The sequence below is a fragment of the Rhodopirellula sp. SH410 genome, from assembly GCF_055811895.1.
Window position 1 is genome coordinate 6883774 of the sequence record NZ_CM147949.1, and the last position, 14561, is coordinate 6898334.

12 protein-coding genes are annotated in these 14561 nt (G+C 59.1%); 5 read left to right on the forward strand and 7 right to left on the reverse strand.

The annotated features are described in order from the left end of the window. Positions 1-67 precede the first annotated feature (67 nt). Positions 68-994: a glycosyltransferase family 2 protein gene (locus SH410x_RS25090; protein ID WP_473671841.1), complete on the forward strand. Its 927-nt coding sequence runs from the start codon at positions 68-70 to the stop codon at positions 992-994. A gap of 108 nt (positions 995-1102) precedes the next feature. Here SH410x_RS25090 and SH410x_RS25095 read toward each other — a convergent pair whose 3' ends face one another. Continuing rightward, a complete protein-coding gene (locus SH410x_RS25095; protein ID WP_473671843.1) occupies positions 1103-2203 on the reverse strand; it encodes an alpha/beta hydrolase in 1101 nt (366 codons plus the stop codon). Positions 2204-2353: 150 nt separating this feature from the next. On the opposite strand from SH410x_RS25095, the gene SH410x_RS25100 reads away from it, so the two are divergent. After that, entirely contained in the window at positions 2354-2851 is a 498-nt protein-coding gene (locus SH410x_RS25100) for a GNAT family N-acetyltransferase (RefSeq protein WP_473671845.1), read from the forward strand. Positions 2852-3009: 158 nt separating this feature from the next. On the opposite strand, the gene SH410x_RS25105 is transcribed toward SH410x_RS25100, so the two are convergent. Next, on the reverse strand, positions 3010-3534 hold the full coding sequence (locus SH410x_RS25105) for a hypothetical protein (RefSeq protein WP_473671846.1): 525 nt from the start codon (positions 3532-3534) through the stop codon (positions 3010-3012). A gap of 49 nt (positions 3535-3583) precedes the next feature. Next, a complete protein-coding gene (locus SH410x_RS25110) occupies positions 3584-4918 on the reverse strand; it encodes a GIY-YIG nuclease family protein (protein ID WP_473671848.1) in 1335 nt (444 codons plus the stop codon). 193 nt (positions 4919-5111) lie between these two features. On the opposite strand from SH410x_RS25110, the gene SH410x_RS25115 reads away from it, so the two are divergent. From SH410x_RS25115 to SH410x_RS25125, 3 genes are all read left to right on the forward strand, one after another. After that, positions 5112-5555 carry a hypothetical protein gene (locus tag SH410x_RS25115; RefSeq protein ID WP_473671850.1) on the forward strand — a complete coding sequence of 148 codons (444 nt, stop codon included), beginning with the start codon at positions 5112-5114 and terminating at the stop codon, positions 5553-5555. 17 nt (positions 5556-5572) lie between these two features. Then, complete coding sequence (locus tag SH410x_RS25120) at positions 5573-6658, forward strand: DUF4272 domain-containing protein (RefSeq protein WP_473671852.1); 1086 nt, start codon at positions 5573-5575, stop codon at positions 6656-6658. Positions 6659-6783: 125 nt separating this feature from the next. Next, positions 6784-7506, forward strand: coding sequence for a class I SAM-dependent methyltransferase (locus SH410x_RS25125; RefSeq protein WP_473671854.1), 723 nt, complete (start codon positions 6784-6786; stop codon positions 7504-7506). Between the two features lie 160 nt (positions 7507-7666). Here SH410x_RS25125 and SH410x_RS25130 read toward each other — a convergent pair whose 3' ends face one another. From SH410x_RS25130 to SH410x_RS25145, 4 genes are all read right to left on the reverse strand, one after another. Continuing rightward, positions 7667-11050 (reverse strand): FHA domain-containing protein, encoded by a 3384-nt coding sequence (locus SH410x_RS25130; protein ID WP_473671856.1) that lies wholly within the window; start codon positions 11048-11050, stop codon positions 7667-7669. A 195-nt stretch (positions 11051-11245) separates the two neighbouring features. Continuing rightward, on the reverse strand, positions 11246-11788 hold the full coding sequence (locus SH410x_RS25135) for a DUF4112 domain-containing protein (RefSeq protein ID WP_473671858.1): 543 nt from the start codon (positions 11786-11788) through the stop codon (positions 11246-11248). Positions 11789-11856: 68 nt separating this feature from the next. Beyond that, complete coding sequence (locus SH410x_RS25140; protein ID WP_473671859.1) at positions 11857-12897, reverse strand: glycosyltransferase family 9 protein; 1041 nt, start codon at positions 12895-12897, stop codon at positions 11857-11859. Between the two features lie 156 nt (positions 12898-13053). Then, entirely contained in the window at positions 13054-14475 is a 1422-nt protein-coding gene (locus tag SH410x_RS25145) for a sulfatase family protein (protein ID WP_473671861.1), read from the reverse strand. Between the last annotated feature and the right edge of the window lie 86 nt (positions 14476-14561).

A 14561-nucleotide genomic window follows, 5' to 3' on the forward strand; every position in this document is an offset into this window, starting at 1 on the left:
AATGCCCCGGCGATTCCGAAACCCTTACGCAGTGACCCCTTCGAATTTGACCCATGCAGGTGCAGCGGTGCCAAAGTTTCCTACGATTCCACGGTTGTCGATTGTTGTCCCCTTTCGCGGGGATAGCGAATCATTTGAGAGTACGCTCGCCAGCGTGCTGCAGCATCTACCCGATGCGTGCGAGGTAATCGTTCCGCATGCGGGCGATTACGACGATCCTTTTGAATTAGCCGATGAAATTCGGTTCATCGAGACCTCGGCCAGCCTTACCAAACAGATAGGTGAAGCCGCGGACATTGCTCGAGGACGGTTCGTCCATGTCATCTCGGATGGCTATCGAGCCACTCCAGATTGGACAGAAACGGCATTTGATGCCTTTGAACAATCCGATACCGGCGTGGTTGTCCCCGTCGTCCGGAGTTCAGATAGCGACGAAATTGTGCATGCGGGCTGGATGCGTTCCCGTGGGACGGCCTGTGACCTGATCGGTGCTGGTGTCGATACGCTCACCGGCAAACAACTCCGCAGTGTCGAAGGCAGTTTCCTGTCGGCCAGTTTTTGGCGGCGCGATCTCCTCCGCAGTCTGATGGGAACGTTCCGAGGCGATAACGTTGTCGAGGCGTCGATGGCCTACAGTCTGTTGGCACGGCAAGCAGGCTGGAGATGCGTGGCTGCTGCCGAGTGTACCCTGCGAGTCGCTGAAAGCACTGCCATCGGTGACGACTACCAACTCCAGATTGCCCGCAACCATCGCCGTTTGCAAGCGATCGCCGATCACTTCGGCAACGGTGGCTGGGGCAAGAGTTTCGGACGCTTGATCGCCACTTGTTTTTCAAGCGGTATCGGCTCGGCAGTCGCCCGAGCGAGCGCACCACTGGCGGCACGGTCCGTCGCGGCGACTCTGCACACCAAAGGCGTGCTCCGCAGCGACGAACAGGCAGAGCCGATTCGCATCCCGGTTACGTCGCATGAACCACTGCGACGGGCCGCTTAAGACCCCGCAGAAAATCGCAGCTCGGGACCATTGTCCCGAGCGAGCAAACCGATCTCTGGCGAGCAAACCGGCATCATCGGACGGGACAAGGGTCCCGTCCTACGGGCGCTAGCGATAGCCTTGCCAAGCCCAGACGAGGGTATCGGCGAGCGTTTGCTTGAACACCTTCTGATCGCAGTGCCGGGTGCCACGGCTGAACACGAAGCGATAGTCATAGCCTTTCGCCGCCAGCACCGCTGCGGTGCGGCGGTTAGCCATGACCCAGTTGTGGTAGGTCTCCGCAGGATCTTGGTTGCGCAGATCGTTCTCAGCGACATGCGTGAAAATACGCAGCGGTTTCTTCTCGCTGTTTTCAATCAGTTTCTTTCCCGAGTGATATTCCCAGGCGCCAAGTGGATAGTCTGCTTCCTCGGCGGCGTCTTCGTCCTGCTGGTCGACGAAAGTTCCCGAATAGGTGATTAGCCGCCGAAAGAGATCAGGACGAAACCACCCCATCGTCAGTGCCGCGGCGCCACCACTGCTGCACCCCATCACCGCCCGGCCATCGGGATCCTCGGTGAGCGCAATGTTTGGGTATGCGGCGAGAATTTCGGTGTTGCTGACGACCGCTGGCAGGACTTCGTCGTTGATGAATCTCGCCAAGCGATCGGACATCGTGTCATATTCGAGCCCACGCTCGCTGCCGTAGCTGTCATCGCCACCGTTCTGAACCGCGATCGCAATGAATGCGGGCAGCCGACGATTGGGATCCTTGGAAATGGTTAAATTGTCGAGTGCATTGCGCACCAGATCGAGTCGAGCGGGACCGTCGTGAATGACCAGCAACGGGGCCTTCGTACCGTCTTGGTATGCTGCGGGAACGTACACGAAAATTTTGCGTGCCACGCGGACCGTCTTCTTGGGATCGAGCGTTGTATCGTCGCCCCGGAAGATTTTGCTGTCGGCCAAGGGCATCTCGAATTCGAAGGATTTGCCTTTCGGGTTTCCCTGGTCGGTCAGATCTGGATCGGTCGTGTAATCGGGGCCAATCTCAAAGTTACCGTCGCCGATAAGATGTTTCAGCGTTGGTTTCCCAGACGTTTTCGCAGCAGCATCCTGGCTGTTTGCGGGAACCGCAGGGTAACCAACGAGAAGCGCACTGAGTGATAAGGTAAGGACGCCAAGCGAGCGACGATGGAAGGGGGAGGGAAACGAGGGAGAGTGCATCATTTTTTCGGGTTAGGTGGAAACGGGATCGATTCAAAGGAATCGATATTCTAACCCCTGGTGTCCCACGCGGGTTGTCCCCCCACGTCGATCCCTCTATCAACTGATTTCTGCTGTTCGATCCGCCAACTCCTTTCGTCGCACGCCGAATCAATGAACATTTCTACGCTCGTTGCCAACTACCACTGTCGAGCTCACCGCGTGGCGATTCTGCGACTGCTCTCCGAATACGCCGCTGATCCTGCAATCGGTGGCACCGGATTGTCGTTCGAAGTGCGGCAACGGGTCGTCGATGAACTCGCCGCGCGCGAACACGCCGTCTCAATCTTGGCCTTCAACGATCACTCCGATGGCAGCTCGACCGCTGTCGGATTGATCAATGGATTCGAATCGTTTTCGACCTTTGCCGCGATGCCGGTACTCAATCTTCACGACGTGATGGTCACGAATCATTATCGAGGCCAAGGCGTCGGCAAGCGATTACTCGATGCCGCCACGCAGTGGGCCCGCCAACGTGGTTGCTGCAAAGTGACCCTGGAGGTCTATCGCGGTAACGAGGCCGCCGCGGGACTGTATCGAAACCACGGCTTCTGTGATCCAGCGAGCAACCGTGACCTCGGCGAAACGATCTTTCTCAACAAGATCCTGTAGCTGCCAAGAACGATGGGACGCGTGGCAGATGAGTTGCTTCGAGATGGCGTTTGAGACGGGCCCCCGAGTCGTGCAGAGGCTCGGCGACTCAGAGCGGATAGCCATGAACGAATCATCCATGGCCCGTCACGAAGCATCGCGGTCCCGCCGGCCGCGTCCTAGCGATCAAGCTGCGTGGAAGACAAGGACTCTGACCGTGCGGACGAGTCGGTTTGTTGCAGTCCGAGCCTTTCGCCATCGTAGAATCCACACATCCGGACCGTTGCTGGATCGGGCCGCATCAACGGCATGGGAAGACTCTGAAAGTGAGTCGGTTCGGTATCCGGTTTTGCCACACCGCGACAACCCACACAGACGAGGGCAACGGCCAACAGCATGCGACGCTTGCTGCGGAACTCTGAGTTACTGGTTGTGGCCGAGTCCGTCATACCCTGTGCACCTGTGGCGCTGTGCTGATTATCGATATACCCTGAACTCTTTTCGGCACGAGGCCATCGCCCGCGATATCGCGATGGATCGATTCCGTTGACAAGCTCGTCACGGCCCAGCGAATTATCCGCATTGCTGTCACATTTTCTCGGTTCCGCGGCCGAACGATTCGCCCCAACTTCCCCAGCGAGCATTGCGATCGGATGGCGATCGGCTGGCGATCGGCCGGCGATCGGATGGCGATCGGCTGCCATCGAGCCGATGGTCCCCTGGTTTGGTTTCAGACGCCTGCGAATCCAGGCGTCACCCCACAGCGACTCGAGCGAGGTGACGGTATTTGCGGCCGGCGGATTCGGGGGCGAAGGTTTGTTTCAACTCCGTGCGGTGTTTGCGGAACCACGATGCAACGACGGAAACGGTATAGGGGTAATCTGACAGGGTGCGTGTGTGGCGGGCTGTCAGTCGAGTTGCCCACTCGTTCAGCTGCGGTTTGAGTGTTTGATACGCCGCTGAATCCTTAGGGGCAGCAGCGACATCGACGACTTCACCCCGCCGGATCAGGTACCAAATGGCTCGCCCGTCGTAGCCGGTGGCGGCATAGATGAACGAATACTGTTCACGTGCCTCGGCCAAGCGTCCCAGCTTCTTCTGGGCATAATTGAGAGACAGGAGCGTATCGCGAGCCCGCGCGGCGAGTTCGTATTGGCGATTGGCGGCAGCTGTTTCCATGATTTCCTGGGTCGCCGCGAGCGGCTCGTCGTTGAAACCATCGAGAAAACTCTCGGCTTCGTTGACGCGGCGGAGATATTCCTGACGAGTGCAAGCGGCGGCACAGGGGCCCAAGCAGGTACCGATCTCCAGCCGCAGGCAGCCCGCACGCGGATGCACCTCAAAGAGCGACATCTGATCCGCATACACGAACGGGGTTAGATTACTGCAATCGCGTAAGCGGAATGTCTTGTTGAGTGCATCGACGACACGGGCCATCCGCCCCGCACCGTAGAACGGGCCCTCCACGGCGACCAAGTCTTTCGTGGGCGGTGAGCTGGCAATGAAAAAGGTCTCGGCCGGTTTGCGTCCCAGGCAGAGATAGACGGGCCGCTGGCGTTGGGGGACCCCCTGGACATTGAATCGCGGAACAAACCGGCGGATCAATTCCAACTCACGGAGTTGTGCCGCGAAATCACAGGGCTGGGTCTCCCACTGGATTGCGCGGGCGTGTCCGATAATTCGGCCCGCTTTCTCACCCGCTGCCGATTGGCCGAAGTAGCTCAGCAATCGGTTCCGAAGCGAGCTACTCTTGCCGACATAGATCAACTCGCCCGTACGATCAAACATCCCGTAAACCCCCGGGACCGGCGGGCAAAACGCTTGCACCCGATCGCGAAGTTCGGAGCGTGAATCGCCGCCAATCATGTCGCTCGGGCGGCTGGGGATCGCGGCAGCGGAGCCGTCGGAGACGTCCGCGGTGGCATAGGGGTCGAGGGGATTGCGGCCGAACCCGCATCCACCGACGGGCGATTCTTCACTGAGCCGATCGAAAGTGGGCCGATCGAAAGTGGGCCGATCGAAAGTGGGCCGATCGAAAGTGGGCCGATCGAAAGTGGGTCGCCGTCGGGATATCCTTTTCCGTGCCATCGGCGTGATTGCCAAATCCGTGGAAGCCGTGCCATGCCGGGGCCAAAATAGCCTCGTCACCGGGTGATTATGCCGTGTCGGTGCGAAAATGCCAAGTTGAATTTGGGCGGGGGCTTCTCGCGGACGCGGTTTTTGCGTCTAATTAGCTTTCGAATCCCTCGCACTTTCCCCTCGATGAGTGTTTTCAGACGATATGACCACCGAGCCGACCGAAGAAGCCGAAACGGAAGAAGTCGCCCCCGAAGTCACGCTTCAGTACAGCAAGGACGACGTCGACGAGCACGGTTTCACCTCTGTGTGGAACGTTGCATCGGCAACCTGTGAGGGTGATCAAGCACGCACGCGAGAGATGGCAGGTCGCATGCTCGGGTTCTTATGCAAAAAAGAATACGAGCACGTCGTCGTCAGCTCAACCGACGCGCAGTACCTCGATGAGTGGTTCGAACGCGAGAAAGCGATCCTGTATAACTGGAAAGCCGACGCCGAGACAACCGATGCCATCACGCAGCACGCACAGGTACCCGCCGCGTCGATGATCAGTTTCCTCAAGCGTGAGAAGTTCAAGCCAACCGCCAATTACAGCCCCCGACGAGCCGACCGTGTGGCCTGGTTCCAGGAAAAATGGGGTTTGGGTTGAGCGTGAGTGCCGAATAATTGTCTTTAATTATTCCTAGTCTACTGAACCACACGCGTGCCTTCTCTACGTTGGCGACTTTGCCGGCACCGCCCAATGGCCTGTGCCCGGCGGGCTCAGACGACACGGCCGCGATCACCGACGAAACACTGCAGTGGCTATCGACGTCGCCACGGGATGGTTTGCCCATCACGCAACCAATCCGCGACCACCTACTCCGCAGTAAACATGTGCTCACCCTCGACGGTGACGGCACCGTCGAACCTGCCCAGTCCCAATCATGGGGATGGCAGGCCAACGTCATTTGGGTCACTTCGGATCTCCGCGTACTCGATCCGGCCGGTCGGTTACTGCTCGATTCCCAGGGCAGCGAACCTGACCCGCTCGCCGTGATCCCGTTTCCCCGGGACGCGCGTCAGCGGCAGAGCGAAGCCACCATGTCTCTTCGCAACCGCTTGGTTGACCCCGTCGAAGGGATCCTGCCCGTTCGCGGTGAAGATGAGATAACGGTGATCTCACCAACGGAGGTGGCTCGCCGATCTCTCGCCCTGTTTCTCGTGGCAACCCGTGCCGAATCAATCCTCAGTGGCCAAACGCTCGATATGCAGCGAATGCGAGCGAGGTGCCCACTGGGCTACGCAGCGATGTCGCCGCAGGAACTCGCGTTTTTCGACGAGGGGCCTCCTCAGCACGCCGGCGCGGTTGATGTGCAAGCCAAATTAGCGGACGCCGCGTCGATGATCTGGCGATATGAAGCCCTGGCAACCCTCCAATGGGCGCTGGGAATGCAGTTCGATCTACCGTGGCCTGATGAACGCGCTGACCTCACCGCCGTCACGCGATTAATGATCGATCTCCCTGATAGCGAGATCGTCGAGCAAGCCCGTTTGCGCAGCACAGCCGAACTGCTCGATGCCGCCGAACGACACTACCAAGCACTGCATGCGATCGCGATGGCACAACAATCCGGTCAAGACACGACAGGAATCTTTGATCCTGGCATCGTTTGCGAGCGATTGGCAGTACTCGCATGGATCTGCCGCTTGGCGCCAATGGGATCGGACTGGGATGCGACGTCGCAGTGGGTGGACAATGGGTGCGCATGAGCTGAGACGCTATCGACTAGCGAGCATGCCATGCGTTGGAACCCCCGCCCAAATCTGGACCGAATCGCTCGCTCGGGACAATGGCCCCCAGCGACCCGCACCCACCCATACGACCTGACGATACCGTGCCCCATCTCGATCAACGGCTCCGTGCGGTAGCCCGACAAATTCGCTGGCACACGCATGCTGACATTGGTTCTGACCATGGCCATTTGCTCAAGGCGCTCTTGAAGGCGGGCCGAATTGAGCACGGCATCGCCATTGAGAATAAATCTCAACCGTGGGAGAACTCGAGCCGCACACTCGCTGAGCTATCTGCAGATGTTCGCCTCGCTGACGGGTTGGCAGGGCTGTCAGTGCGAGAAGCAGACGGATTGAGCGTGTGCGGGATGGGCGGCGCGGCGATCGTGCAAATTTTAGAATCACACCCCGAACGCGTCCCCGACACGCTTATTGTGCAGCCCAACTGCAAGCCAGAGCTGGTACGGCGCTGGGCAATGCAGCGGCACTATGACCTCATCGATGAGACCCTCGCACTCGGATCTGCAAAGCGACTACGCCCCGCTCTGCTCAGCACACGCCGACGGTTTATCGTGCTGCGTTTCCAGCGTTCGGACGCTGAACCGAACTTGCCGACACCGTACCAAGACAGCGCGTATGCGGGGCTCGACCAAGAGGCTGCGATACTCTTTGGACCGCGTTTAATACGATGCTGGCACAGCGAATTGGTCGCATCGTTGAACGAAGAACGAGCATACCTAAACACCCTGACTCGACTTGGCCCTGAGCCTGCTCAGCGATTGGCAGCGATTGAGCGACTGCTCTCCGCCGGCCCACCAACAGTGTGATGAGGCCTTGTCGCGTCGAATCATTTTCCAGGCTGCCGATTTCATCGCCCCTGGAAACACACGGGTGAGCGGCGTGCCGTCGGTCACCGGATAACAACATCATCCCCGTCGCTTACCGCGTCGCGGATGACTCAATCGACGCCCCGCAACGGGCCTCTCGCTACGCTGCCGCTTTAGTGGCAACGGGATGGGTCTTAGACACTTCTCGTTTTGAGTTGCTCGGCCGGATCACTTCGGTCTTCAACGCAATGGCCTCCTTGGCACAGATCGCTGCGATCAGCACGGCGGCAATGGCAGCAACCATTTTCAACATGGGCAAGGCGACCAGCACAACGGCAGCGGCCCCACACAGTAAGGCGGCCCCCATTTGCGCGTACTTCAAAGTGGCCTGGCTCGTTGTTTTCTGGCTGCGTGGGGCCGTATTTCGAGCAGGCGAAATGGTTGGCTTCCGCGCGGCCGATGGCCCCTTATCTTCTTTCACTGGTTCCGCAGGAGTCTCTGGCGAATCGCCATGCAAGACAGGCTTCATGGACACTTCGCCGACCTTGGTGACAGACTGCGCCGCGATGCTGAGCTGCTCGGGCTCCTCTTGATCTTCCTGCTCGGATTGAGCCCCGCGTGGGACGGCATCGGTGATGCGGCCCTGAACCCGCTGCAGTAACCGGTTCATGTAGGCTTCGATGGAATCGTCTTCCGCAACAGGGGCATCGCTCGCGACAACATCCTTCGCGACAGAATCCGTTGTGACGATGGATAACGATGGTGGGCCGATGGGTTCCTGGTCCGGCCCGGCGATCTGTGGATCAGGGCCATGGAACTCGCGATCCATCGCAGGCACTGCCTCGCTGAGATCTTTGTTCGTGCATTCATCCACAGGATAAAAATCAACAGCCTGGGTCTCCGCCGCATCGTCACAGTCGACCGAGCAGGCCGGCTCGACACATACGGCCGGAGTCGCAACTTCGGCCGGAGTCGCAACTTCGGCCGCAGTCGCAACTGCGTCTGGAGCCACTGCCTCGGTCGGAGTCACCGCCTCGGTCGGAGTCACCGCTGCGGGCGTTTCATCTGGCTCGAGTTCTTTGGTGGAATAGGTCGGCCAAACGTCGGCTGCATCGAATGGTTCGTTGACCACACTCGGCTCCGAGGCGGCGAGGGTCATTGAGCGACAGCTCTCGACGTCGATCGCGGCAGCGGCGTCGACTCCGTGATCGAGCAGACTGAGTCGTGGAGATCCTGCAGGCGTGAGATCGGGCACAAAGGTCCCCATCACTTCGCGAGTTTTTTGCTCGAGGCGCTCAATCAGCTCGAGGGTATCGTCATGGTCACGATTCGATCGATCGAACAACTCCCGCGTATCCTGGGCGTCTTGTATCGCATCGTCTCGCTGACGTCGCAGGTCTTCCTGAAGAGCGATCGCGTGATCTCGTTCAGCCTGCATCGCCTTCAGATCCGCGGTTGCGATCGCGAGTTCTTCTTCGGCGGCCAATCGAGCCGCTTCGGCTTCGTCACGCGCCCGCACCGCTCGTTCGCACTTCTCCCGTGCATCTGCGAGATGCGCCCGGGCCTCTTGATAACGACGATCGGCATGCGACTTCTGCTCCGCCCATGCAGCTTGCTCGGACACCAGCTCATCACGCTGCTGGGCAATCGCTTCATGACTGAGGGTCTGCTCATCTCGCTGAGCGGCAATTTCGTTTTGCTGCGCTGCGATTTCGTCTCGCTGAGCGGCAATTTCGTCGCGAAGCGCTGCCGCCTCGTCGCGTTCTTGACGTGCGAGTTTAACATCCAACCGAGCGTTATCGAGCTCGCGGCGCGCCGATTCACAATCCATCTTAGCGATGTCGCAGGCCTGTTGAGCGGCCTGGCGTTGCTCAATGGCCGCTTCCCGCTCAGCCCGAGCTTCGTCGCGTTCGGCTGTTGCCCCAATCAATTGATCCGAGAGTCGTGTATTGTCTTCACGAAGCTGAGAGAGGTGCGTTTGAGCGCTATCCAGATCGAGCGAAAGCTCGTCGATATTCTTCCGCAACGCGTCGACCTCATGTGTCCAAGATTGTCGATCGGTTTCGTGGCGATCATCTTGGTCGCGGAGCGTATCCTCCAAGCCCGAGATCATATGACGGGCTTCCCAGCAATCTTGATCGAGCGTGTCAGCATCAGCCCGGGTGCGTGCAATGTCCCGCTGCAACTCTCCAATCTCCATTCGCAATTGCTCTTGGACCAATTCGAGTTCCTGACAGCAGGCGGCAATCTGATCGCGTTCGATCGCAATATCATCTCGCTGCATCGCGATGTCATCTCGTTCGATAGCGATGTCGTCTCGCTCGATGGCAATGTCATCTCGCTCTGCGACAAGCTCATTCCGCTGGATAACCAGATCATCCCGTTGGGCAGCAATCTCGTCCCGCTGGGTCGCGATATTGTCGCGTTGAGCCGATACGTACTCGCATTGGGCGAGTGCTTCATCGCGGGCGAGCTCAAGTTCGTCGGTGCGTTGTCGATGCTCGAGGGTTCGCTGCGCTTCGAGCTGCTGCAGAGAGGCTTGGTGCTGGGACAGCCGCACCAGCTGTTCGCTCAGTGACGTGAACTTCTCTCGCATCTGCGCGACCGCGGACGTTGCCGCTTCGGCTTGCTGACGCGACACGACGAGCTGACTTTCGCTGTCGGCTAGTTTCTGTTGGGTGAGCGCCCCGGCGTTTTTCAATTCCTCCTGCTCACCAATCAGCTTGTCGATCTGTTGGCGATGCAATCGATCCCGACCTTCGAGCCGCTCCTGCTGCAGACGCAGCTGCTCGCGTCCGGTCGCTAGTTCTTCCTGTTGCAGTTGCAGCTCGTCGCGATGGCGCAACAGCTCCTGGTAGTGATGCAGGAACTCATCATGCACCTCGGCAGCGGCAGACTCCTGAGTCTGCAGAGCTTCCTCACGGTTGTGCAGCGCCTCCATCTTTTGCGTGAGGGAGGCATCCTGCTCCTGCAGTTCGCGTTCACGTGCCTGACACCATTCTTCACGACGCTGCGTGTCCTGTTTGAGCGCCCGCCACTGCTTGGCCTCTTCATGAAACGATCTGGACCAATCGTCTTTCTGAGCCTCGCCGTGCTCCTCTTCGCCAACGACGCCTTGCGAAATCGTGTGGCTGATCGAATCGGCCAGGTCGAGCGATGTCTCGAGAAGCTCGAACTCGTACGCCCCCAGACGCAAACGATCCCCCGTGCTCAGCAAACCTTCCGCAACACGCTTGTTATTGATCTGCAAAGGGACTGAGTACGCTCGCACAAGTATCCGCTCTTCGTCACGGATCAGGACGGCGTGCAAGGGGCGCAGCGATGCATCCTCGAGCGGTATCGAGCAGCCCGTTCCGCTGCCGAGAGTGTACCGAGCGCCAGGCAAGCGGAGCCGCCGGGTCGGTTGCCCTCGGCGGCGAACGCGAAACTCAATGTCCGAATTCTGCCGCCACGTCGAAGGGGTCGTCGCCCATGAGTCGAGTGTGGTCGATGTGATTGAGCTGGTTTGCGAATCTTCGTTGGCCACCACGGATGTCCTTCTCACGGGGGTAAGTTTCCAAGTGGACTGCAAAGTTCCACTGCGAGGCTGCTCCATAGGCCGAAACCGTTTCAGACAGCAACTTATTTCACTTTGAATCGGTTATGACGATCGTACGCATGAGCGAAACTGTGAACTTTACAAAAACTGCCGATGGCATCAACTTCTACCCACAGGCCGCAACTCGATCCCGCTGCCCCTCTAAAAGATCCATTTCAAGAGCGCAGTCACAGCCATCGCCAACAACAGGAACAGGCCGCCGAAGACAGCGAACACGATCACTGCGATGCATAGCAGGATCGGCCACGGGTGAGCACGGTGCTTGCCCTGTTCGTAGTGTTCTCGCATCAAACGGGCGTTGCGGAGATTCGCTCGAAAAACGAGGTCGAACAGGTTTCCAGCCACGGGGACGGCACCGACGATCGCGTCCAAGATGACATTGCCGAGCATCAACAAAATCAACCGTATACTCGCGCCGTTCTTGGCCATCGTCGCGATCAGCATCCCCGAGAACCCCAAGCTGACCGCGTCGCCTGCACCCGGGACCAACCCCAGCAAAAAATCGAGGCCGAATCGAATTCGGGTGCCAGGGATACGGTATTGGGCGTCAAGCAGATTGCTCGCACCGTCCACCCACCGCATCGCGTCGGCGTCTTTGTCAGTGAGAGGGGACGACGGCGGGGAGGTCGGTGAGGGTTTCACAAAAGGAGCCGAAGGCAAGAGATGACGGATTGAGTGAGCCATCGAGCGGAGTCCACCACCTGGTGACGGTAGCCGCCTTGGATTCGACGCGTTTGAGGGTCTCGCTATCGCTAGGCCGCCCGCACGACGGACATGTGGTGCATGTTGTCGAGCACTGCACACACATGCTCAACGCCGATCGCCCGCATCGCTCGATTGGAGGCTTGCCGCCGATGGCGACGACTGCCGGCTTCGTACTGCAACTGCAGTGCCGCTTGCTCGTACGGACCACTGTCGCCGGGGCGCGTGGCACCATAGAGCCCGATCGTCGGCGTGCCGACAGCGACCGACATATGCAGCGGCCCAGTGTCACCGCTGATGAACAAGTCGGCAGTCTGAATAAGTGCGGCGAGCGTTTTCAGGCTTGTGTTGGGAGCGAGCGTCGCGGTCCCCTCCGACATGGCGACGATCTCCTCTGCCATCAATCTTTCCTCGAACGACCCCCACACGACCAAACTGTGATAGCCATAGCGGTCGGCCAGGTATCGCGCCGTGGACGCAAATCGATCGGCTTCCCACAATTTCGACGGCCACGTCCCACCCGGGTTCAAGATCGCTACCCGCGGCGTACCAATCGTATTGCGGAACCCTTCCGCCCACTTTCGATCCCCGTCATCGAGCGGCAGGTCCCAACGCACCTGCGGATGATGGATCCCCAGCGAGGTGAGTAACTCGAGGGAACGGTCCGTGATGTGATGAAAAACCGGCGTAATTTTTTCGTTGTTGAAGAATCGGCTCAGCTCACCACCGTGCTTGCCGGAGAACCCGATCCGCCTAGGCGCCCCCGACAACTTTCCCGCCAGCGCAGACTTGGTGTTTCCCTGACAATCAATCGCGATCTCAAATCGATGCTCTCGGAGCGTCGCACACGCCTCGCTCAGTCCCCGCGGGGAAGTGAACCAGCCCCGCTGAAGTTCGATGACTGCATCGAGCGCCCGATGGCCGCGAACCATCGGTGCGGCCTTGGACTCGACGACCCAGGCAATGTAGGCATCGGGGAAGTAGTCACGCAGACAACATGCGACCGGCAGCGTCAGGATCGCGTCGCCGATCGCACTCATGCGAGAAATCAAAAATCGCGGCGCCACCAAATCGGAGAGTGGATTAGGCATGGGGTTGTCGTACCAGTCGCGGGGGATCGTTCAACGCTGCCACACGCAACTCTGCCAGGCAAGCACGGGATTCCCGCTTACCCTAGCAACCCACGCAAATCGATCACCAGATCAATTGGTAGCCGAGGCTCGACTCAGCGTCCCGGAACGAGACTGCTATTTAGCCGGCACGCGAAAGCGATGGTTCCCTTTTTTAGCGGCGCGCTGCGAGGCCATTGTGTCCTGCTCGATGCCGGGATCGCCTTGAGATTCCAGCCAGCGGTCCAGCTCATCACTGAGCGTTTGCTGGATCTCGGCAGTAGAATCCGAGTCGATTAGATCCTGCATCTCATAAGGGTCCGAAGCGGTGTGATACAGCGTCTCGGCAGGGCGGCGCTGGTACCGCTCAACCAGTTCATAAACACGCGGCTTGGTGGTCGCATCCCAGACCCACGTGCGCCAATAGTTGCGGGCGACGTGCGTGCTGGGCTCGGACGCCATCACATGTTTTTCGATATACATCTTCTCTGGACTCAGGTTCCGGATGTAGCGATACGTTCCGTTGCTGATCGATCGGATGGGGTAGGGCGGTCCCTCGGGGACGTTGTTGTGAACACCATAGACGTAATCGCGATGGTGCTCGCTCTCGCGGCGCAACACCGGCAAGAAACTGGTCCCATCCAAGGCGGTAGGATCCACTTCGCCACCGGCCACGTCGATGAGAGTTGGCAGCACGTCTGCGTACTGAACCAATGCGTCGGTGCGTTGTCCGGCCGGGATCACGCCCGGCCATCTCGCGATCAGCGCCGTATGAAGCCCCGTGCTCCAGTTCGTCCATTTGTTGCCAGGAAACTGCGATCCCTGCTCGGAGGAAAACAGCACCAGCGTGTCATCGTCGTGCCCGGTCGCTTTCAACATCGCTAGCAACTCGCCGACCTGACCATCCATGTAGGTGATCTCCGCGAGATAACGTGAAAAACCTTCCCGCGTTAACTTCGTATCGGCAATGTTCGGTGGCAGCTCAATGTCAGCGGGCGGATAAGCCGACGCATCCCCCATCACCCAGGGAACGTGCGGATCGACCAGGGCCACGACGAGGCAGAACGGCTCGTCTTTGTTTCGCGTCACGAAGGTCTGCACCTCGCTGATGTCATGTGCCCGCGTCGGATCGCGAACGCAGCTGGCATCATAGCCACCGACAGATTCAAACGGGAACGCTTGATCAGGTTTGACGTGAACCTTGCCCGCAATCCCAACGCGATAGCCGACCTCGCCCAAGTAATCCGGCATCGTCTGGATGTCGTCAAAGCTCGCCGAGTGGTTCCACGCACAGCCGTTTCCCATCGGGTACAGACCGGAATACAGTTCGGCGCGACAGGGCTGGCACATCGCCTCGGCCACGTACGCCTGATTGAACACCAAACCCTCGGTGGCGAGTTGGTCGATGTTGGGGGTGAGGGCGTTGCGTCCACCGTAAACGGGCAGATCGTTGTAGGTGCAGTCATCAGCGAGAATGACCAAAACATTAGCCGGCGGCGCGGCATAGGCCACCCCGGTGATCAAGATTAAAAAGCTGAAGGCGGCGAACAATCGAGGCATGAGGAGGGCACCTATTAAAAAGTGTGACATCGGATTCACGAGCCATTCTAGCCGATGTGAGGCAACTTCCACACCATAAAACACCT